Origin of the sequence: Streptomyces sp. SolWspMP-5a-2, from assembly GCF_900091845.1 — a bacterium.
In the GTDB taxonomy this organism is placed as follows: domain Bacteria; phylum Actinomycetota; class Actinomycetes; order Streptomycetales; family Streptomycetaceae; genus Streptomyces; species Streptomyces doudnae.
This window is the reverse complement of the sequence record NZ_FMCI01000210.1, coordinates 1-19,693: the sequence shown is the minus strand read 5'-3', so window position 1 is coordinate 19,693 and position 19,693 is coordinate 1. Positions and strand designations below refer to the sequence as shown.

The 19,693-nt window shown below is 72.1% G+C and carries 17 protein-coding genes; 14 read left to right on the top strand and 3 right to left on the bottom strand.

The features are described 5' to 3' along the window. Window position 1 precedes the first annotated feature (1 nt). Window positions 2-1,177, bottom strand: a complete 1,176-nt coding sequence (locus tag GA0115242_RS21525) for an ABC transporter permease (protein WP_093830934.1) — start codon at window positions 1,175-1,177, stop codon at window positions 2-4. Then, window positions 1,174-2,115, bottom strand: coding sequence for an ABC transporter ATP-binding protein (locus GA0115242_RS21520; RefSeq protein WP_256089499.1), 942 nt, complete (start codon window positions 2,113-2,115; stop codon window positions 1,174-1,176). Before GA0115242_RS21520 ends, GA0115242_RS21525 begins: the two co-directional genes overlap by 4 nt. A 149-nt stretch (window positions 2,116-2,264) precedes the next feature. Between GA0115242_RS21520 and GA0115242_RS21515 the strand changes: the two genes are divergently transcribed. The 13 genes from GA0115242_RS21515 (at window position 2,265) to GA0115242_RS21470 (ending at window position 16,518) form a co-directional block, all read left to right on the top strand. Next, window positions 2,265-2,768 (top strand): hypothetical protein, encoded by a 504-nt coding sequence (locus tag GA0115242_RS21515; protein WP_093830930.1) that lies wholly within the window; start codon window positions 2,265-2,267, stop codon window positions 2,766-2,768. Beyond that, window positions 2,768-3,076 carry a transcriptional regulator gene (locus tag GA0115242_RS21510; protein ID WP_093830928.1) on the top strand — a complete coding sequence of 103 codons (309 nt, stop codon included), beginning with the start codon at window positions 2,768-2,770 and terminating at the stop codon, window positions 3,074-3,076. Before GA0115242_RS21515 ends, GA0115242_RS21510 begins: the two co-directional genes overlap by 1 nt. 245 nt (window positions 3,077-3,321) lie before the next feature. Beyond that, the gene (locus GA0115242_RS21505) at window positions 3,322-4,239 is read left to right on the top strand and encodes an ATP-binding cassette domain-containing protein (protein WP_093830926.1); all 918 of its coding nucleotides are present in this window, start codon (window positions 3,322-3,324) and stop codon (window positions 4,237-4,239) included. Then, window positions 4,236-5,000 (top strand): ABC transporter permease subunit, encoded by a 765-nt coding sequence (locus GA0115242_RS21500; RefSeq protein ID WP_093830924.1) that lies wholly within the window; start codon window positions 4,236-4,238, stop codon window positions 4,998-5,000. Before GA0115242_RS21505 ends, GA0115242_RS21500 begins: the two co-directional genes overlap by 4 nt. A gap of 162 nt (window positions 5,001-5,162) precedes the next feature. Then, on the top strand, window positions 5,163-5,327 hold the full coding sequence (locus GA0115242_RS21495; protein WP_093830922.1) for a plantaricin C family lantibiotic: 165 nt from the start codon (window positions 5,163-5,165) through the stop codon (window positions 5,325-5,327). A gap of 28 nt (window positions 5,328-5,355) precedes the next feature. Continuing rightward, a complete protein-coding gene (locus tag GA0115242_RS40830; RefSeq protein WP_176729874.1) occupies window positions 5,356-5,517 on the top strand; it encodes a class II lanthipeptide, LchA2/BrtA2 family in 162 nt (53 codons plus the stop codon). A gap of 35 nt (window positions 5,518-5,552) precedes the next feature. Beyond that, window positions 5,553-5,714: a class II lanthipeptide, LchA2/BrtA2 family gene (locus GA0115242_RS40825; RefSeq protein ID WP_176729873.1), complete on the top strand. Its 162-nt coding sequence runs from the start codon at window positions 5,553-5,555 to the stop codon at window positions 5,712-5,714. Window positions 5,715-5,821: 107 nt separating this feature from the next. Next, entirely contained in the window at window positions 5,822-8,842 is a 3,021-nt protein-coding gene (locus GA0115242_RS21490; RefSeq protein WP_093830920.1) for a type 2 lanthipeptide synthetase LanM family protein, read from the top strand. Window position 8,843: 1 nt separating this feature from the next. Next, complete coding sequence (locus GA0115242_RS21485; RefSeq protein WP_093830918.1) at window positions 8,844-11,036, top strand: peptidase domain-containing ABC transporter; 2,193 nt, start codon at window positions 8,844-8,846, stop codon at window positions 11,034-11,036. Next, window positions 11,033-13,885 (top strand): type 2 lanthipeptide synthetase LanM, encoded by a 2,853-nt coding sequence (lanM, locus tag GA0115242_RS21480; RefSeq protein ID WP_093830916.1) that lies wholly within the window; start codon window positions 11,033-11,035, stop codon window positions 13,883-13,885. The genes GA0115242_RS21485 and lanM overlap by 4 nt, the downstream gene beginning before the upstream one ends. An 18-nt stretch (window positions 13,886-13,903) precedes the next feature. After that, the gene (locus tag GA0115242_RS40820) at window positions 13,904-14,071 is read left to right on the top strand and encodes a hypothetical protein (protein WP_161353227.1); all 168 of its coding nucleotides are present in this window, start codon (window positions 13,904-13,906) and stop codon (window positions 14,069-14,071) included. Window positions 14,072-14,077: 6 nt separating this feature from the next. Beyond that, window positions 14,078-15,055, top strand: coding sequence for an LLM class flavin-dependent oxidoreductase (locus GA0115242_RS21475; protein WP_093830914.1), 978 nt, complete (start codon window positions 14,078-14,080; stop codon window positions 15,053-15,055). A 131-nt stretch (window positions 15,056-15,186) separates the two neighbouring features. After that, the gene (locus GA0115242_RS21470; RefSeq protein ID WP_093830912.1) at window positions 15,187-16,518 is read left to right on the top strand and encodes an NAD(P)/FAD-dependent oxidoreductase; all 1,332 of its coding nucleotides are present in this window, start codon (window positions 15,187-15,189) and stop codon (window positions 16,516-16,518) included. A gap of 423 nt (window positions 16,519-16,941) precedes the next feature. On the opposite strand, the gene GA0115242_RS21465 is transcribed toward GA0115242_RS21470, so the two are convergent. Beyond that, window positions 16,942-17,895 (bottom strand): helix-turn-helix transcriptional regulator, encoded by a 954-nt coding sequence (locus GA0115242_RS21465; protein ID WP_256089497.1) that lies wholly within the window; start codon window positions 17,893-17,895, stop codon window positions 16,942-16,944. An 822-nt stretch (window positions 17,896-18,717) separates the two neighbouring features. Between GA0115242_RS21465 and GA0115242_RS21460 the strand changes: the two genes are divergently transcribed. Continuing rightward, the gene (locus tag GA0115242_RS21460) at window positions 18,718-19,605 is read left to right on the top strand and encodes an AfsR/SARP family transcriptional regulator (RefSeq protein WP_093830908.1); all 888 of its coding nucleotides are present in this window, start codon (window positions 18,718-18,720) and stop codon (window positions 19,603-19,605) included. The last annotated feature ends 88 nt before the right edge of the window (window positions 19,606-19,693 follow it).

Genomic DNA, 19,693 nt, shown 5'->3' with positions numbered 1-19,693 from the left:
GTCAAGCCGCCAGTGCCTGGCGCCACCTCACCGGCGCGCCCACCCGCAGCACCGAGTTGCGGTAGATCCGTCCGGCGAGGACCATGCAGCAGGCCGTGGCCGCCAACAGCGTTCCCGCCGCGACGAGTTGCTCCTGCACCGACACCGTGCCCACCGACGCCTTCAGCGGCATCAGCAGTCCGGAGAACGGCGGCACGTACTGCACGACCGAGACCCAGGGCGCGGAGAGCTGGGCCGCGGCGGCCGTCGCCGCGCCGACCGGTGCCAGCGCGAGCAGCATCACCGGCGTCAGCACCCCCTGGAGGTCCTCGGGGCGGGAGACCAGCGATCCGGCCGCCGCGTACAGCGAGGCGAACAGGGCGAAGGTGAGCAGGAACCAGAGCACCGTCACCACCAGCGCCCCGGGACCCGGCATCGCGGTGGCCGGTTCGGAGAGCACGGACTGCGCCCCGAGCACCGCCCCCAGCATCGCGGCCACCTGCACCATCCCGGCCGTGACGATCCCGGCGACCTTGCCCACGAGCAGCTCGAGCGGGGTCAGCGTGGCGAGCAGCACCTCCACCACCCGGGTGGACTTCTCCTCGACCACGCCCTGCGCGATCACCGACCCCTGGTTCACGATCTGCATGAACAGCACGATGATCAGGCTCGCCGCCGCGCCGAGCTGGAGCGAGCCCACCGACTTCCCCACGGTCACCCGGGTCGGCGCCGCCGCCGCGGTGTCCCGGGCGAGCCGGTCCAGGTCGACGTCCTGCCGCAGCAGGGCCTGGTCGCCCGCCCAGGTCCTGGCCAGCGCGTCGGCACCCGCCCGCGCCTGGTCGCTGGTGTCGGCGCGGGTCAGCAGGGACGCGCGGCCCCCGGCGACGACCACCGCGGCGTCCGCGTCGTTCTCCCCGACGCGCTCGCGTGCCTGCGCCATGCCGTCGCAGGACGTCACCCGGACCCCGGGCGGCGGGGTGCCCAGGGAGGAGGCCGGTGTCCCGCAGACGGCCACGGTCGCTGTTGTGCTGTGCCCCATCAGGCTGAAGCCGATCACCAGGCCGAAGGTGATCAGGGAGAGCAGGGCCAGGCTGACGACGTAGCCCCGGGTCATCATGCGCGCCCGCAGCTCACGGACGTAGACCAGGCGGACGCGGGCGGGGCGCGGCGTGCGCCGCTCGGAACCGGCGCGCTTCACGCGGACACCCCGTCCAGGTCGCGGGAGCGGGACTCGGCGCCGGTGCCCCCGGGGGGCGTCTCCCGGGCCGGTTCGACCAGGTCGCGGAAGAGCTCGGCGAGGCTCGGCACATGCCGTCGCAACTGCCGTACGGTGCCGTGCCGCACCGCCTCGAGGAGCAGGTCGTTCTCGTCGCGGCCCGCGGCGAGGTCCACCAGGACACCCTGCTGAAGGGCCTGGAAACCGGCGGCGGCCGGGCAGCGGGCGGGCCAGTCCTCGCGGGCGCCCTCCACCTCGACGTACACCTGGCCGCCCGCCTCGGCGGGCCGCAGCTCGTCCAGCGTCCCGAAGGCCACCCGGCGTCCGGCGCGCACGATCGCGACCCGGTCGCAGAGCTGCTCGACCAGTTCGAGCTGGTGGCTGGAGAAGAGCACGGGCACGCCCTGGGCGGCCTTGTCGCGCAGGACGTCGCTCATGTCGTCGACGGCGAGCGGGTCGAGGCCCGAGAACGGCTCGTCGAGGATGAGGACCTCGGGGTCGTGGACGAGGGCGGCGGCGAGCTGGACGCGCTGCTGGTTGCCGAGGCTGAGGGTGTTCACCCGCTTGTCGCGGTGCTGGGTGATCCGGAGCCGTTCCGTCCAGCGGACCATCGCCTCACGGGCGTCGGCCCGGGAGAGCCCGTGGAGTTCGCCGAGGTAGACCAGTTGCCTTGCCACGGTCATCCGGGGGTAGAGCCCCCGCTCCTCCGGCATGTAGCCGAACCGCGCCGACTCCAGTCTCCCGACCGGCGCGTCACCCCAGAGCACCTGCCCGCCGTCCGGTGCGAGCACCCCGACACCGATGCGCATGGCGGTCGTCTTGCCCGCCCCGTTGCCGCCGACGAAGCCCGATATCTCGCCCGGTCTCACGGTCAACGTGAGTGAGTCCAGGGCCTGTTGAGATCCGAACCGCTTCGACACTCCCTCAAGTACCAGAGGCTTCACAGTGTTCCCCCTTCTGCCTGCCTGTGCCGTCGATCTGAGCGCGGAGTCTACTTTCCTGTTGGGAAAATACCTGCTACTTTCTCGACAGGAAAGTAGCAGTGCTCCTCAGGAAGGTGCGAGGGCCGATGGAGTCCGACGACCAGCACGACACGAATCCCTCCGACGGACGGGCCGTGACGCCGGCCGACGCGCGGGCCGCGCTCGACGACATCCGCAGACGTCAGGAGCAGTCCGGCACGGCCGAGCTGAACTTCGGTCTGTCCCGCGCCTCGCTGGCGACGGCGGCGCTGCTGCTGTTCGTCTCCTTCGCCTCGTTCGACCTGCCCAACCCCTGGGGCGGCGCGATCCTGCTCCCCGGGCTGCTGCTGGTGGCGGTCCTCGTCCTGCGGCACACCCACGGCGCCCCGGTCCGCAACCGGCCGGGCACCCGGGCCGTGCTGATCGGGCTGGTCTGCGGTCTCGCCGGGTACGCGGTGTTCCGCGTCCTGGCGGCGGCGCTCTCCGCGGGCGGGGTGCCCGTCCCGCACACGATCGCCGCCGCGGCGGTGGTCGGGGCCTGCCTGCTGGCGGCGCCGCGCGCGGGCCGGATCGCGCGGGAGCGCCTGCGCGAACGGGTCGGGCGGCGCTGATGGACGCCGACTTCGACGCCTTCCTGCACCCCGCCCCGCGGCTGACCATCGTCGCCCTGCTGGCACCCGCGGGCTGGACCGAGTTCGGATTCCTCCGCGACGCGATCGGCACCAGCGACTCCGCCCTCTCCAAGCAGTTGTCGGCCCTCGCGGCCGAGGAGTACGTCGAGGTGCGCAAGCAGGTGGCCGTGGGCGGCCGGCGCACCCTCGCCCGGCTCACCCCCAAGGGGCGGGACGCGTTCCTGCGCCACGCGGCGGCGCTGGAGCGGATCGCCGCCACGGCCCGCGCGGCACGCCCCGCCGACTGACCACACCGGCACCCGGCGCCACCCCCGGCACCCGGCGCCACACCCGGAGCGCGGGGCCACCCCCGACGGTCCGGGCGGGCACCGGCCCGCCCCTCCCGTCCCCGCGACCGCCCACCGGCGCCCCGGCGGCTCCGCCGTGCCCGCTTCCGGGCGGGCCCCACGCCTCACCCACCCATGTCCACGCACCTGTGCACACCCCTGTCCGCGTCCCTGCACAGACCGTCCGTCACAGGAGACCCAGTGCGATGATCGAAGTCCGAGAGCTGACCAAGTGGTACGGAAAGACAAGAGCGGTCGACGCGCTGAGCTTCCGCGTCGAGCCGGGACGGGTGACCGGGTTCCTCGGCCCCAACGGCGCCGGGAAGTCGACGACGATCCGCGCGATGATCGGCCTCGACCGCCCCACCTCGGGCGAGGTCCTCATCGACGGCAAGCGCTACGAGGACCTGCCGCGCCCCCTGACCACCGTCGGCGCGCTCCTCGACGCCCGCGCCGTGCACGGCGGCCGCAGCGTGCGCGGACACCTGGTGGGCCTGGCCCGCAGCAACCGGCTGCCGCTGACCCGCGTCGACGAACTCCTGGAGGCGGTCGGTCTCGCCGCCGTCGCCGACAAGCGCGCGAAGGGCCTCTCCCTCGGCATGGCGCAGCGGCTCGGCATCGCCGCAGCCCTCCTCGGCTCCCCGAAGGCGCTGCTCCTGGACGAGCCGGTCAACGGCCTCGACCCGGAGGGCGTCAAGTGGATCCGGGACCTGATCAAGCGTCAGGCCGCTGAGGGACGCGTGGTCCTGGTCTCCAGCCACCTCATGAGCGAGATGGCGCTGACCGCCGGGCACCTGATCGTGATCGGCCGCGGCAGGCTCCTCGCCGACACCTCTGTGGACGCCTTCATCGCCGACAACTCCCGGTCCTACGTCCTGATCCGCACGCCCGAGCCGGAGCGCATGCGCGATCTGCTGGCCGCCCGCGGCATCCACGTCGACGACGGCGCGGACGGCGTCCTGGAGGCGGTGGGCACCGACCCGGAGACGGTCGGCACCCTGGCCGCCGAGCACCGGATCGCCGTCTTCGAGGTCAGCCCGAGGACCGCGTCCCTGGAGGACGCGTTCATGCAGTTCACCGCGGACGCCGTCGAGTACCGCGCGGAGCAGGAGGCAGTGCGATGAGCAACGACCTGAACGCGGCCGTCGGGTTCGAGTGGTCCAAGATGCGCACCCTGCGCTCCGTGCCGTGGAGCCTGGCCGCCTGCGTCGCCCTCAGCCTCGCCTTCGCGGTGCTCACCGGAGCCGTCGTGCAGCACCAGTACGCGGACAAGCCCGCCCCCGCCTCCTTCGACCCGGTCTCCGCCGGATTCAGCGGACTGCGCCTCGGCCTGATCGGGCTCGTCGTCTTCGGCGTCCTGGTCGTCACCAGCGAGTACTCCTCCGGGACCATCCGCAGCTCGCTCGCCGCGGTGCCCCGCCGCGGCGTCTTCTACACCGCAAAGCTCCTCGCCGGGGGCGCCGCGGCCCTGCTGGTGGCCCTCGCCGCCACCCTCACCAGCTTCCTCCTCGCCCAGGCCACCATGGGCGACGAGAGCGTCTCGCTCACCGACGACGGGGTGCTGCCCGCCCTGGCGGGCGCGGTGCTCTACGCGACGCTGCTCTGCCTGTTCACCATGGGCGTCGCCGTCCTGCTGCGCTCCTCGGCGATCACCATGGGCATCCTCGTGCCGCTGTTCTTCACGGTCTCGACGATCCTCACCAACATCCCGGGCGTCGGGAAGGCGGCCCAGTTCCTGCCCGACCAGGCCGGGGGACTGGTCCTCTACCGGACCGTGCCCGACGGCTACGTCCTCGGCGCGTGGTCCGGCCTCGCGGTCCTCGCGCTGTGGACCGCGTGCGCCCTGCTCGCCGGACACCTGGCCCTGCGCCGCCGCGACGCCTGAACCCCACCCACCCCTCCCGGCACATGCGGAGCTTATGCGCGGCCCATGCGCGCTCTCCCCGGTCGGTGATGCGGCGGCCGAATGTCGGTCTCCGATGATCGGTGCAGGCGCCGGTCACGAACGGCAGTTCGGCGCTCGCATCCACCACACAAGGGAGAACCCATGTACCAGGGCGACCTGTCCCTCATCGAGGAGATCGAAGAGCAGGACTTCGACGGTGTCGCGTACGGCGCGTGCACCACGAACACCTTCTCGCTGTCGGACGCGCTGGGCAACCACGGCGGCTGGTGCACCCTCACCAAGGAATGCCAGCCCAACTGCAACTGAGCTCTGCCACGGCAGACGAGGGAGAGCCATGCAGAACGAGAAGGACGTCCTCGGGGCGTACGACGAGGCCGAGCTCATCGAGCTGAGCGAGGCCGATGTCACCGGTGGAACGACGCCGGTCTCCGTCGCGGTCACGATCGCGGCGAGCGCCGCGTTCTGCCCGACGACCAAGTGCACCAGCGCCTGTTGACAACTGACCTCTGCCAGGGGTGGGGAAGGAAGACCATGCAGAACGAGAAGGACGTCCTCGGGGCGTACGACGAGGCCGAGCTCATCGAGCTGAGCGAGGCCGATGTCACCGGCGGTACCACGCCGGTCTCCGTCGCGGTGACGGTGGCGGCGAGCGTCGCCTTCTGCCCGACCACCAAGTGCACCAGCGCCTGCTGAGTGACCTGTAGGTCGGTGTAAGCGGGCGGGGCGGAATGGACCGACCCCCAAGCGTCCATTCCGCCCCGCCTTTGGGGGCACTTCACATCGCGTGCAGAAGGACAGCAATGAGATCTGCGATCAACCTCTACCCGGAGTTCGACGACACGGAGATCGGCGAGACGATCACGCCGCTCGCGCCCTTCGACGACCACGTCCTGGCCGTCGTCGCCGGTGCGCCGCGCGAGCCCGCGGCGGCGTCCGCCAGGCCCGCGGTCGTCCGGGAGTGGACGGACCGGCCGGAGGAGTACCCGTTCCAGCGCGTGATCCGGGCGATCGCCGCGGGCGCCGCCGACGGCGACCCGCTCGGCGCCTTCCCCGGCCTGTTCGCCGACCCGGGCGACGCGCTGCTCGAACTCCTCGGCAGGGTCGAGATCCGGGTCCGCGAGACCTGCACCCGCCCCCTCGTCGCCGCCGTCAACCACGCGCGCGAGCAGGGCGTCCTGCGCGGTCAGAGCCCCGAGGACCGCTACCGCCACTTCGTGGACGAGGCGGTCCGCACCTCGTTCACCACCGCGGGCGGCCTCAGCTTCCCGGTGCTGCGCGACCTCACCCCAGTGGTCCTGTCCTCCGCCGTCGACGCCGTCGTCGAACTGTGCGCCCGGGTCGTCGCCGACCGGCAGGCGCTGCGCGACACCTTCGGCATCGCCCCCGACGACCGCCTCCTCTCCTTCGGCGCCCCCGAGGGCGACACCCACCACCACGGCCGCGCCGTCTGCGTCCTCACCTTCGCCTCCGGCAGGCGCCTGGTGTACAAGCCGCGCGACGTGTCCTGCGAAGCCGCCTTCGTCCGGCTCGCCCGCGAACTCAACACCGCCTTCGGCACCCGGCTCGTCACCGCCGACGCGCTCGCCCGCGACGGCTACGGCTACGTCGAGCACATCGAGACCGAGGACGTCTCCGACATCTCCGAGCGGTTCATGCGCGACAGCGGCGAACTCGCCGCCGTCCTGTACGCGCTGAACGCCCGCGACATGCACTTCGAGAACATCCTGCCGACCCGCCGCGGTCCCGTCCCGGTCGACCTCGAGACCCTGCTCCACCCGGAACGGGTCCACGACGGGCCGGTCCCCGAGGCCGACGGCAACGCCTACACCACCATCGGGCAGTCCGTCTACGGCGTCGGCATCCTGCCCCTGGTGATGGCCGGCCGCAAGAAGGACCGGGGCGGCCACGTCGACCTCGGCTTCCTCGGCGGACCCGGGCGCGGCACCTCCCCGTTCAAGCAGATGACCTTCGACGCGCCCTTCACCGACCGCATCGGACTCGCCCTGCGCCCCCAGAGCGTCCAGGGCCGCAGGACCGTCGTCGGCGAGCGCACCGAGGAGGAGATCCTGCGCCTGGGCCGCGAGATGGCGGACGGCTTCACCCGGACCTACCGCGCGCTCCTCGCCGCCCCCGACACCTGGCGGGCGCTGCTGCGCACCACCGCCGAGGGCCTGCGCATCCGGTACGTCCACAACCCCACCGCGCTCTACTCCCAGATCCTGCGCATGACCACGGGACCCAGCGCCCTCGACGACCCGGCCACCTACCTCGCGCTCCTCAAACGCGTCGCCATCGCCAGCAAGACCTCGGCCCGCCCGCTGATCGTCTCCGAGCTGCGCCAGATGGCCGAGCGGGACGTGCCCTACTTCACCGTCAGCGCCACCGGCACCCGCATCTGCGACGGCGACGGCACCGAGACCGGCGCCGCACTCGGCCACTCCCCGCTGGACCTCGCCCTGGCCAAGGCGTCCCGCCTCGGCGAACGCGACCTCGTCCAGCAACTGCACCTCATCCGCTCCGCGTTCACCGCCCAGTTCCCGGACAACCACCTGGCGCCCGCCCGGGACACCGAACCCCCGGCGGCGCACGGCCGCACCGACACCGGGGAACGCGCCGAACTCCGCTCCCTGGCCCGCGAACTCTGCGACAACCTGGTCGAGACGGCGCTGCCCGACCGCTTCGCCCACCTGCCCAAGACCTGGATCGGACCCCTCGCCTCCGCGGAGGCCGACCGCCCCTGGCCGCCCGGCGTCCTCGGCTACGACCTCTACACCGGCCGCACCGGCATCGCCCTCACCCTCTGCGCCGCGGGACACGTCCTCGACGACGACCGCGCCCTCGACGCTGCCCGCCAGGTCTTCTCCGCCACCGCCGAGATCCTCGCCTCGCACCGCTACGAGTCCCGCAGCCTCCAGCAGGCCGGATACGGCGGCTACACCGGCATGGCCGGCATCCTCTTCAGCCTCTCCGCGGCCGGACGCCTCACCGGCGCCGACGACTGGGTCACCGCGGCCGGGGGAGCGGTGCCGCTGGTCCTCGACCAGATCCGCGCCGAACCCGCCGACAGCCTCCCGCTCGACATCATCAGCGGACTCGCCGGCGTCCTCAACTGCGTCACCGACATCGTCGGCCCCGACCGCCCCGACGACGCCGTCACCGAGATCGCGCTCCTGCTCGCCCGCCGCGTCCAGCAGGACGGGCCCTTCGCCCGCTCCGTCCTCGACCAGTCCGGGTTCGCCCACGGCATCAGCGGCGTCGTCCACGCCCTCGCCCGTGCCCACCCCCTGCTCCCCGCCGAGCACGCGAACGAGGTCCGCGGCGTCCTCGACGCCCTCGTCGCACGCCTCGACCGGTTCTTCGACCCCGAGCAGCGCAACTGGGCCTCCCGCGCCTCGGCCGACGGCACCTTCGCGACCGGCTGGTGCCACGGCTCCACCAGCATCGCCCTGGCCCTGTCGGCCTACGCCGACCTGCCCGGCGGCGCCGACGTCACCGCCCTGCGCGACCAGGCCGTCGACAACACCCTGCGCCTCGGCTTCGGCCGCAACCTGACCTGGTGCCACGGCGACCTCGGCAACCACGCCGCCCTGCGCCACATCGCGGGCCCCGGCGACACCCCGCTGCACACCGAGGTGCGCGCCCAGGAACGCCGCTGGCTCACCCCGGAGGTCCTCCGCCGCAAGACGGCCGACCCGGACAGCCGCTACGCCCACACCAACAGCCTCATGGTCGGCAGCGCGGGCCTGGCCCTGCACCTGCTGGGCCGCCTCGACCCCGAGCTGCGCCTGTGCCCGCTCACCCTCACCACGGGAGGGCGCTGACATGACGACCCCCCGGGGCGAGAAGATCCCCACGGCACGCCGGGTACCGACCGTCACCCAGGTCACGCAGACGGAGTGCGGCCTGTGCTCCTGCGTCGCCCTGCTGCGCTACTACGGGCGCGCGGAGGAGATCGGCAGCGCCCGCGAGGTCATGGAGGCGGGCCGCGACGGACTCTCCGCCGGACAGCTCGCGCAGTTCCTCGAGTCACGCGGCATGCGCGTCAAGCCGTACCGGGTCAGGAACGTGGCCGCCCTCGCCGACTTCACCTCGCCGGTGATCCTCTACTGGGAGAACTACCACTTCGTCGTCCTGGAGAGCTTCGACGGCCGCACCGCCGTCGTCATGGACCCCGCCGTCGGACGGCGCCGGATCAGCCGCGAGGAGCTGGAGAAGAGCTTCACCCAGATCGTCCTGGCCGCCGAACCGGGCGAGGACTTCGAACGCAGGCGGGCCAGGCCGTTCGCCGAGTGGCGCACGTTCCTGCTGCTCACCTCGGACGCCAAGAAGCGCATCGCCATGGTGGCGCTGCTCTCCCTCAGCGGGTACGCCACCGTCCTCGGCATCCCCGTCCTCACCCGCTGGTCCGTCGACCGGTACGCCCACTGGGACGGCATGAAGGACTCGGCGGTCCTGCTCGGCGCCGTGCTGGCCGCCGCCCTCTGCTACTACGTGCTGCATCTGACCCGGGTCGTCCTGCTCTCCTCGCTGATCGCCGTCCTCGGCAAGGACCTGATGAGCCAGACGTTCACCAGGCTCCTCAACCTGCCGTTCAAGTTCTTCACCACCCGGCCGCCGGGCGAACTCATCTACCGGCTCAACAGCGTCACCTCCGTCCGCGACCTGATCTCCTCCCGGATGGCCCAGGGCGTCCTCGACGTGGGCACCCTGCTCTGCGTCACCGTCTACCTGCTGGTCACCGAGTGGCGGCTCGGCCTGGTCGCCGTGGGCCTCTTCCTCCTCAACGCCCTCTACCTGATGCGGACCCGCTACCGGGTCACCGAGGCCGTCGACTCCGAGATCGCCTACCTCGCCAAGAGCCAGGGCACCCAGCTCGACGCCATCGTCTCCATCCCGGCGATCAAGATGGGCGGCTACGCCGAGGAGTTCCTGACCGGCTGGAACGAGACCTACGGCAACTCGCTCAACGCGATGAAGACCCGGATGCGCCTCCAGCAGGGCCGCATCGCCGGACTCTCCACCACCACCCAGATGTTCGGGCCGCTCGTCCTGCTGCTGTACAGCCTCTACCTGGTCGGCCACGGCGGCATCTCGCTCGGCGCCGCCGTCTCCGTCCAGGCGATCTCCGCCACCTACTTCTCCCTGGCCGGCTCGGTGTTCCAGACGTACACCTCCTTCAACGAGGTGTCCCGGTACGTCTCCAGGCTCTCGGAGATCTCCGAGGAGGAGGCCGAGCCGACCGGCGGCACCCGCACCGCGCCCGCCTCGTCCTCCATCACCCTCAAGAACGTCAGCTTCCGCTTCACCCGGCACAGCGACATGGTCGTCCGCGACGTCACCATGACGATCGGCGCGGGCGAACGCGTCGCCCTCGTCGGACCCTCCGGATCGGGCAAGAGCACCCTCGGCCGCATCATCTGCGGGCTCTACGGCGCCACCGAAGGGACCATCGAGTTCGGCGGCCACGACGTCGAGGAGTACGACAGGACCGCCCTGCGCCGCACCATCGGGTACATCCCGCAGGAGGTGCACATGCACAACCGCACCATCCTGGAGAACCTCACCCTCGGCAAGGACCTGTCCGAGAAGCATGTCCGCGAGTTCTGTGACCGCCTCGGCATCCTCGACTTCGTCGACGACCTGCCCATGGGGTTCAACACCCTCGTCTCCGACATGGGGGCGAACTTCTCGGGCGGCCAGCGCCAGCGCATCGCCATCGCCCGCGCCCTGCTGGGCAACCCGCGCATCCTCGTCATGGACGAGGCCACCGCCGCCCTCGACAACATCAACGAACGCCGGGTCATGCGCGTCATCTCCGAGATCGGGGCCACCCAGGTCGTCATCGCGCACCGCCTGGCCACCGTGAAGTCCGCCGACCGGATCTACGTCCTCGACAAGGGCACCATCACCGAGTCCGGCACCCACGAGGAACTCCTCGGCGAGGGCGAGCTGTACGCGAACCTGTACGGAGACGACCAGCGGGAGGAAACGCTGGTGGGGGGAGAACGAGCGTGACCGAGCCACGGGTTGCAGTCGCCGACTTCCTGCCCTTCTACACCGACCGCGTCCCCCGGCGCGCGGTCGCCGACCGGCTGTGCGAACCCCTCTCCCGGGTCGCCGCGCCCGAGCACGCGCGCGACATCACCGACCAGATCTGGGAAGACCTCGTCACCACCGTCGAGGGACACTCCCTGCGGGTGCTGATCGGGGAGTTCCACACCTTCCGCGAAGCCCGCGGACTGCCCATGTCCGCCGACAGCGACGAGGCGCTCCAGAAGTTCCGCCTGCACCTCGACGACCCGGGCAACTGCCGTGACCTGCTGGCCCGTTACGAGGTGCTGAGGCGGCGCCTCACCGTGGTCCTCGACCACTTCCTCGACGCCTACGACGACCTGTTCACCGCCTTCCACCAGGACCGCGCCCGGCTCGCCGCGGGCGGACTTCTCACCGACCCCGGTGACACCCTCGTCTCGCTGATCACCACGGGCGGCGACCCGCACAACGACAACCGGCGCGTCGTCGGCGTCGACCTCGCCGGGGGCGGACGCCTCGTCTTCAAGCCGCGCACCCTCGCCGCCGACGACTTCGTCCGCGACCTGTACGCCGCCGCCGCGCCCCACCTCGCGCACGGCCTCGACGGCTGCGTGCCGCTGTCGCTCACCGTCGGCGACCACGGCTGGCAGAGCTTCGTCACCCCCGGCGCCATGACCGAGCCCGACCAGCCCGCCCGGTACTTCTACCGATTCGGCGCCCTGTGCGCGCTGTTCGGCGCCATCGGGGCGTCCGACCTGCACGACGAGAACCTGCTCGCCGCGGGGGAGCACCCGTGCGTCATCGACACCGAGATGATGCTGCGCCCCGGTGCCGGGACCGGGACCGACTCGCTGGAGAACCGGCTCATCAACCACGTCGAGGTCTCCGTCGCCTCGACGATGCTGGTCCCCAACGTCCGCCCGGAGTCGCCGATCGACGTCATCATGGCGGGCGTCGGCGTCGGCGGCGAACAGGTCTCGGGCAAGCTGAAGCGGACCGTGATCGACGACGGCGGCACCGACGCCGTCCGCCTGCGCTGGGAACCCGTCGTCTACCGGCACAAGGAGAACGTGCCGCGGCTCGGCGAGGAGCGGCTGACCGCCGTCCGCCACTACCGCGACCTCGTCGCCGGGTACACCGACGCCCTGGCCGCGGTCCGGGAGCGGACGGCGATCGAGGCCGTCCTCGACCGCCACCCCGACCTGCCCGTGCGCTGCCTGATCCGCTCCACGATGGTCTACGGCCGCTTCCTCGACGCGGCCACCCAGCCGCGCTACCTGAGCGACCCGGCCGAGACCGGACGCCTGCTCGGGCTGCTGAAGCAGTTCCCCCGCCATCTCAGCGACGGGGCACGGGAGTTCGCCCGCGACGCGGAGCGCGCCGCCCTCGACACCGGCAACGTCCCCTACTTCACCGCGAGGGCCGGTTCCACCGAACTGGCCACCCACACCGCACGGCACGACGGCGCCCACCCCGCCTCACCCGCCGACTTCGCCCGCGCCGGGCTCGCGCTGCACGCCGGGCAGAGCGACACCTACCACCGGTTCGTGCTGGAGGAGTGCTTCGGCGAACTCGCCGCCGAGGCACCGCGGATCATGTCCTCCGCCAGTGTCTTCGCCACCGTCCCCGACACCACCGGCGGGTCGTGGTGGCCGCAGGTGGCCCGCGTCCTCGGGCAGACCCGCGTCACCCACCAGGGCGAACACGGCACCGAGTCCGGCTGGATCGGCGGCGTGGGACCCGACCGCGGGGTCCCCACCATCGTGCCGGGCAACTACCTCTCCTTCCACGACAACGGCGGCATCGTCACCTTCCTCGCCGCCGCCGCCCGCAGGGACCCGGACCTCGACGCCCCGCACCGCGACGCCGAACGCGGCCTGGACGCACTCCTCGGCGTCTACGACGAGGCGCTGCTGCTCGCCCCCGAGAGCGTCTTCACCGGGGCCGCCTCCCTGTTGCTCACCCGCCCCGACCGGCAGGACCGCGCCTGGACGGACCGGCTCCTGGAACGGCTCGCGGAGCGCCGGCGGGCCGACACCCTGGAGACCGACCTCGCCAACGGCCCCGCCGGACTCCTCATGGCCGTCCTGTCCCGGCTCGAAGCGGGCCAGGACCCGCTGATGGACCACGAACGGCTGGGCGCACTCCGCGACATGGTGCTGGCGCAGGCCGAGAACCCGTTGGACCGGGCCTGGTTCGACGTCGCCCACGGCGATCTCGGCATGCGCTGGGCCGTCTCCCGGATCGGCCGCCACTTCGGCCGGGACTCCCTGACCGGGGCGAGCGCGCGATGGCTCACCGAGCGCCTCGACGACCCCGCGCAGCCACCGGTGCCGGGATGGTGCAACGGCAGCGCGGGCCTGCTGCTGGCCGCCGCGGAGATCCTCGTGTCGGCGGGCGGGCCGGACACCGCCACCGGCCGCCGTCTCGCCCGACTCGCCGACCGGGCCACCTCGTTGCGCCCCGACGCCCCGGTGGACCTGTCGGTGTGCCACGGCTCCGCCGGGGTGATCCAGTCGCTGATCGCGGCGAGCACCCTGCTCGGCGACCCGTCCCTGCTCGACCGCGCGGCCGAGCACCGGATCCGGGTCGCACAAGTGGCCCGCGAACAGGGGTTTCACACCGGCTGTCCCGGGAGAACCTCGCTGCTGGGCTACATGTTCGGCTGGTCCGGCATCGGTCACACCGACCTGCTGCTGGACCAGGCACTCGAAGGCCGGACCCCGGCCTTCGTACCGGTCGCGCTGACGGCCTCCGGCCCCCCGGAGCAGGCGCCGACGCGACCGCGCGACGGGAATCGCCCCCACGGATGTCCCGCGAAGAACCACTGAGACAAGGAAGAACGAAAGATGAGCCAGAACAAGCAGAACGGCATGGCCCCCGCGTTTCCCCTCTTCATCGGGGCCGTGATCGCCGCCGTGGCCTTCAGCCAGGACAACCGGGGCGGCGCCGTGCTCGGACTGGTGGCAGGCGCCGTCATCTCCCTGATCGTCTCGGTACGCCGACGGAAGCGGTAAGGCGCGATGAAGTACTCGATCCTCCTGCCGGTGGTCCCGGCCCGCCCCGAACAGGCGGTCCTCTTCGCGAACCTCGTGCAGTGGACCGCGGCCGAACGCCTCTGGCAGGGGCAGTCGCTGGTCATGGACTCCCACCACCTGGCGACCTGGCTCGCCGGGATCGGGGTGCGCGTCCCGATGGGGTTCGGGGTGTCCCTGATGCCGATGCGGTCGCCCTACCAGGCGGCCTTCGAGGCACGCTCGGTCGCCCTGGCCACCGGCCACCCCGTGGTGGCCGGGTTCGGCCCGGGACCCACGTCGTTCCAGCGCGCCCTCCTCGGACGGCCCTACGCCCGTCCGCTGCGGGCCAGCCGGGAGTACGCGACGATCGTGCGCGCCCTGGTGTCGGGCGACGACGCCATGGTCGAGGGCGAGTACTTCTCGGTCGCCGCCCGGCTGCTGAAGCGTCCGGCACCCCCGGTGGAGGTGGGCCTCGGAGTGCTGCGGCCGAAGATGGCGGCCCTCGCGGGCGAGGTGGCCGACCGGGCCATCACCTGGCTGCTGCCCGCCGACCACCTCGGCGAGACCCTGATCCCGGCCGTGCGGGGCGCCGACCGCAAGCTGGAGAGCCCGGTGCGCGTCACGGCCATCGTGCCGCTCGCCGTCGAACGCGAGGGCCGCGACGCGACCGCCCTGGCCGAGGCGACCTGCGGCAACCACCTGAAGGCACCCCACTACCAGGACGCGCTGCGCCGGGCCGGTGTCACCGTCTCCGACCACGGCGACGCCGGGGACGCGGCCCGGGTCGTGGACGCGGGCGCCTTCCTCTACGGCAGCGTGGAACACCTGCACGACCGGCTCGCCGCGTTCGCCGCCGCCGGGGTGGACGAGGTCGTCCTCAACACCATGGGCGTCGCGCAGCTGCACGGGCCGAAGGCCGCGGCCGAGGACCTGCTGCAGATCCTCGGCGGCGCCGCGGACGCGGCGGGCGCCGGACCGTCCTGACGGCGGCCGGGCCCGGCGGCGTCCCCGCCCGGCCCGGCCCGCCCGACAGCGCGTCGCCCCACCCCTCGTACCCGCCCGACCTTCCCATGTCCTGATACCCGTTTGTCCGTCAGCAGAGAGGGCGACAGCCCATGTCCCGCACCGAGAACGTCGACGTCGTCGTGGTGGGAGGGGGCCCGGCCGGAGCCACCGCCGCGAGCCTGCTCGCCAAGGCCGGTCACAGCGTGCTCGTCCTGGAACGCGAGACCTTCCCCCGCTACCACATCGGCGAGTCCATGGTCTCCGGCATGGCCCCCCTCATGGAGGAGCTGGGCCTCATCGAGGAGCTGGACACCCGCTTCCGCCACAAGAGCGGGATCACCCTGCGCTGGGGCAGGGACCCCGAGCCCTGGCGCAGCGACTTCTCCGCCGCCTTCTCCGCCACCGGCAGCCACTTCACGCACGCCTGGCACGTCACCCGCAGCGAGTTCGACCAGCTCATGCTCGACAACGCGCGCAGGCTCGGCGCGTCGGTCCACGAGGCGGCCCAGGTCACCGACGTCCTCCAGGACGAGACCGGCCGGGTGACCGGGGTGACCTACACGCACGGGGGCGAGACCCACCGGGCCACCGCCCGCTTCGTGGTCGACGCCTCGGGCCAGGGCCGCACCCTGACCCGCCGGCTGACCCGCACCACCTGGCAGGAGGATCTGCGCAACGTCGCGGTGTGGACCTACTACGACTCCTTCACGCCCATCGCGGACCAGGACGACATCCTCGTCGAGGCCATCCAGGGCGGCGGCTGGGTGTGGGCGATCCCGCTCTCGGAGACCGAGCTGAGCCTCGGGTACGTGCTGGCGGCCGAGCAGCTCGCCGAGCGCACCCGGGACGGCCGCACCCAGCGCGACGTCTTCCTCGACTGCCTCCGGGAGAGCCACGTCGCACGCACGATGGTCGACCCGGAGGCACTCGGCGACCTGCGCACCACCCGCGACTGGTCCCACGTCTGCGACACCTTCCACGGACCCGGCTGGGTCGCCGTCGGCGACGCCGCCGCCTTCATCGACCCGCTCTTCTCCTCCGGCGTGTGGCTGGGCACCTCGGGCGCCTGGCTGGCCGCGCGGGCGATCGACGCCGCCCTCACCGACGGCGAGCGCGAGGGGCAGGCGCTGGAGCGGTTCGACGCCCTGTACCGCCAGTTGTTCAAGGACATCCTGGCCTACGTGCGCTTCTTCATGGACCCGACCCGGCTGCGCGAGGAGTACGAGGAGCGGGCACGGGAGATCGGCAACATGGTCACCCAGAGCTCACGCGTCGGGTTCGTCTCGATGATCTCGGGCGTCAACGCCGTCGCGGACGTCGTCGACTTCGACCCGATGAGCGTCGAGGACGTCGAGGACGTCCTGCAGGAGTGGGACGAGCGGACGGCCGCGGGCACGACCGACGGCGAACACGCGGACGCCCGCGAGGCGACGGTGTCCTAGCGCACGCCCGCACCGACCAGACCAGACCAGACCGGACCCTGAACCCGATCCCGGAACCCGGCGCCGCCCCACGCGGCGTACCGGCGGTTCCCTGTCGAAGGGAGAGACACGTCTTGCCCCCACACCTCCGGTTTCCCCCCACGGCGGCCGCGTCGGACTTCACCTGGCCGACCCCGCCCGACCGGCCCGCGCCCCGTCCCCGGAGCTGAGCCCGAGCACCGATCCGGTGTGCAATCCTGCGCATCCGCAGGGGAGTTGCACCCGAGCACCCGCCCCCGCGGCGGAGCCGCCCGGCACCCGACCCGCGACCCGGAGACGCTGTGACGACGGTCGCGGACCCGGGCGGAACCGGTCGGCCACGTGCGGAGCGCACCCGGCCGACCGGACCGGTCCCGGGCCGCCCGGGAGGGGCGTCCCGCTACCTCAGATCCACTGACGGCGCGTCGCCTGCACGCCCGCCGCGAAACGGCTGGAGACGCCGAGCCGCTCCATCAGCGCGGCCAGCTTCCGCCGCTCGGTGCGCACGCTGATCCCCAGGGTCCGCGCCACCATGCTGTCGGTGAGCCCCTCCGCCAGCAGCTCCAGCAGCCTGCGCTCCTGGGGCGTGATCTCGTCGGGCGCCGGTTCCCGCGCGTCGGACTCCTGCGGGAACCGGGTCGCGTGGTCCCAGTAGGCCTCGAACAGCGCCCGCATGGCCAGCACCACCGGCCGGTTCCTGAACAGCAGGGTCGCGCCGGTGCTCTGGCCGGGCAGCCCGGTGACGACGGCGGCCGTGGTGTCGACGACCAGCAGCCGCATCGGCAGCGAGGGCGTCGTGCGCACCTCGCAGTGGTGGTCGGCCATCCATCGGGCGTGCGACCGCGTCACGCGGTCGCGCATCACGCTGTCGATGTAGATCGACCGGAAGCGCACACCGCGGGCCAGCGCCCGCTCGTTGAGGGGCCGGGCGGTCTTCACCGACTCCTCGGTCAGCCCGCCCGCCGGGTGGAACGCGAGGCTCTCCTTCTCGCAGGACTCCGCCAGTTCCTCGAGCCGGGTGCGGATGTCGTCGATGTGGTGCAGCCGCTCGATCCCGTCGACCTGGGCCGACCTCCCGGCCGCCGCGTACTCCGCGGCGATCGCGTCGAGCACCGTCGTGTTGTGCTTGAACCGGTGCTCGCGCCAGGCGAGTTCCTCCTGCTCCCGTTCGAGCAGGACCCGCATCCCGCGCAGCGGGTCGACGGCTCGGAGCCCGCCGGGCGAGTGCTGGGACGGAGCGAGCAGTGACAGATCGACGAGCCGTTCTATGGCCGCCCGGACGCTGTCGTCGTCGCTGTCGGTGAGTCGGGCCAGCTCGCGCGCGTCCTGTTCGTTGTGGAACAGGAATGCGCGATACACCTGGAGTGTCTCTTGGTCAAGTGTCAGCACATCCGTCAAGATGTTTTCCCCCTGTGAGTCGCCCTGAGAACCAGTGCGCATGGATCGCATGCCCTCAAGCGGCTGTATAAGCCTGTGCGTTCTCGATGGCGCTCCTGTCAATAACCTTCATGATCGTCATGATAGCGACTGGGGTCGTCCGGCGTGTCTCCTGGACGCCGACCCCTCTCTTCCGCTCCACATCCTCCCTGCGTGCCCGCGGAGTTGGCCGAAATGTACCTCCGCCGTCACGAGCCGCCTCGGCGCCCGACGGCGGTTCATCCCGTCATGTCCTGGATGTATGTGGCAACAGGCTGCCCGGCAATTACCTGACAGTTCGACCATGCGGACAGGCGGGATACCCAAATGATTTCCTCTCTTCGGCCGCCGGTCCTGCTCGAACGAGGGCGAACCGGCCCCGGCGAAGGGGGGCGCCACAGGCTCGACACCTCCCACGACCGCCCGGACACACGAAACGGAGACGAGCCGTGTCATCTGGCCGTCGCGCCCGTCGTGGCCCCGTCGGACTGGCCGAGACCCATTGGGTCACCGGTCCCCGGCGCCGGCCCCGGACCGCGCGCCGACCCTGATCGCGCACCACGCGAACACCCGTGGACCCCGCGCCAGAGCGGCCCGGCCTTTATCACGGGCAAACTGAACAGATCGACATATTGAGGAATTGTGGGGGACAATTATGACCTCGATCAAAGGACGTTTCATCGTTCTGCAGAGACCCTTTCCCGCGAGAAAGGAGCAGTTGACGGACACGTGCTGTCCGCTCCCGCGGAAGGGTTAGGTGGCGCGATGCTGTTCAGAATTCTGGGACACCTCCGCGTGCAAGAGGCGGTCGAGGTCCGTTCGCCCACGCGGCGTGCGATTCTCACCGCCCTGCTCCTGCGCTCGGGGCACCCCATCGGAATGACGGAACTGGCCGAACTGCTCTGGGACGACCCGCCGTCGTCGGCCGGCGCGAACATCCGCAGCCACTTCACCGGACTGCGCCGTGACCTCGACCGAGCCATGCCCGGACTGAGCCACCGGATCAAGACCTGCCGCGGAATACGCAGCGGTTACCGGATCGAGGCCGGTCCCGAGGAGGTGGACCTGCCCACGTTCGTCCAGCAGTCCCGGCAGGGCAGCGCCTGCCTGGCGCGCGGCGAGGTCGACAGGGCCATCACCGTGCTGGAGGACGCGCTGGTCCTGTGGCGGGGACCGTTCGGCCAGGATCTGCCCATGACGCGCTGGTTCGACGCGCACGCCACGGGACTGCGCAACGGGCGCCTGGACACCTACGAGGACCTCTTCACGGCGCTGCTCATCGCGGGCAGGACCGAGATGCTCTCCTATCGCATCGAGACGGTCATCGCGGAGGCCCCGTACCGCCAGCGCCTGTGGGAACTCTTGGCCGCCGTGTACTGCGTCCAGGGCGACTCGGCGGGCGCGCTCAGCGTCCTGAAGCGGTGCCGGACGGTCCTCGTCGAGGACCTCGGCCTGGACGTGCCGCCGAGCGTCGAGGCGATCAGGGGCGCCGCCCTCACCTGGGACGGCGACGAGGCCCTGCGCCTGGTCGTCGGTGCCGCCGCCGCCCGGCCCCGGCCCCGGGTCGCGGGAGCCGTGGCGGGTCACGAGGCGGCCCGCCCCCTGCGCGCCGCACCGGCGCCCCGGCTCACCTTCCAGGAGCGGACCGGGTAGACGACCCGGGCCTCGGCCGGTCCCGCCCGGCGCCGTGCCCGCACGGGGAGGCGACCCCGCCCCGCCGTGCCCGCACGGGCGGTCCACC

What these genes read in the sequence shown, in the direction of transcription:
- GA0115242_RS21510 (WP_093830928.1), top strand. Translation starts at nt 2,768, where the DNA reads ATGGACGCCGACTTCGACGCCTTCCTGCACCCCGCCCCGCGGCTGACC.
- GA0115242_RS21495 (WP_093830922.1), top strand. Translation starts at nt 5,163, where the DNA reads ATGTACCAGGGCGACCTGTCCCTCATCGAGGAGATCGAAGAGCAGGAC.
- GA0115242_RS40825 (WP_176729873.1), top strand. Translation starts at nt 5,553, where the DNA reads ATGCAGAACGAGAAGGACGTCCTCGGGGCGTACGACGAGGCCGAGCTC.
- GA0115242_RS40820 (WP_161353227.1), top strand. Translation starts at nt 13,904, where the DNA reads ATGAGCCAGAACAAGCAGAACGGCATGGCCCCCGCGTTTCCCCTCTTC.
- GA0115242_RS21490 (WP_093830920.1), top strand. Translation starts at nt 5,822, where the DNA reads ATGAGATCTGCGATCAACCTCTACCCGGAGTTCGACGACACGGAGATC.
- GA0115242_RS21470 (WP_093830912.1), top strand. Translation starts at nt 15,187, where the DNA reads ATGTCCCGCACCGAGAACGTCGACGTCGTCGTGGTGGGAGGGGGCCCG.
- GA0115242_RS21505 (WP_093830926.1), top strand. Translation starts at nt 3,322, where the DNA reads ATGATCGAAGTCCGAGAGCTGACCAAGTGGTACGGAAAGACAAGAGCG.
- GA0115242_RS40830 (WP_176729874.1), top strand. Translation starts at nt 5,356, where the DNA reads ATGCAGAACGAGAAGGACGTCCTCGGGGCGTACGACGAGGCCGAGCTC.
- GA0115242_RS21500 (WP_093830924.1), top strand. Translation starts at nt 4,236, where the DNA reads ATGAGCAACGACCTGAACGCGGCCGTCGGGTTCGAGTGGTCCAAGATG.
- GA0115242_RS21485 (WP_093830918.1), top strand. Translation starts at nt 8,844, where the DNA reads ATGACGACCCCCCGGGGCGAGAAGATCCCCACGGCACGCCGGGTACCG.
- GA0115242_RS21515 (WP_093830930.1), top strand. Translation starts at nt 2,265, where the DNA reads ATGGAGTCCGACGACCAGCACGACACGAATCCCTCCGACGGACGGGCC.
- GA0115242_RS21475 (WP_093830914.1), top strand. Translation starts at nt 14,078, where the DNA reads ATGAAGTACTCGATCCTCCTGCCGGTGGTCCCGGCCCGCCCCGAACAG.
- GA0115242_RS21460 (WP_093830908.1), top strand. Translation starts at nt 18,718, where the DNA reads ATGCTGTTCAGAATTCTGGGACACCTCCGCGTGCAAGAGGCGGTCGAG.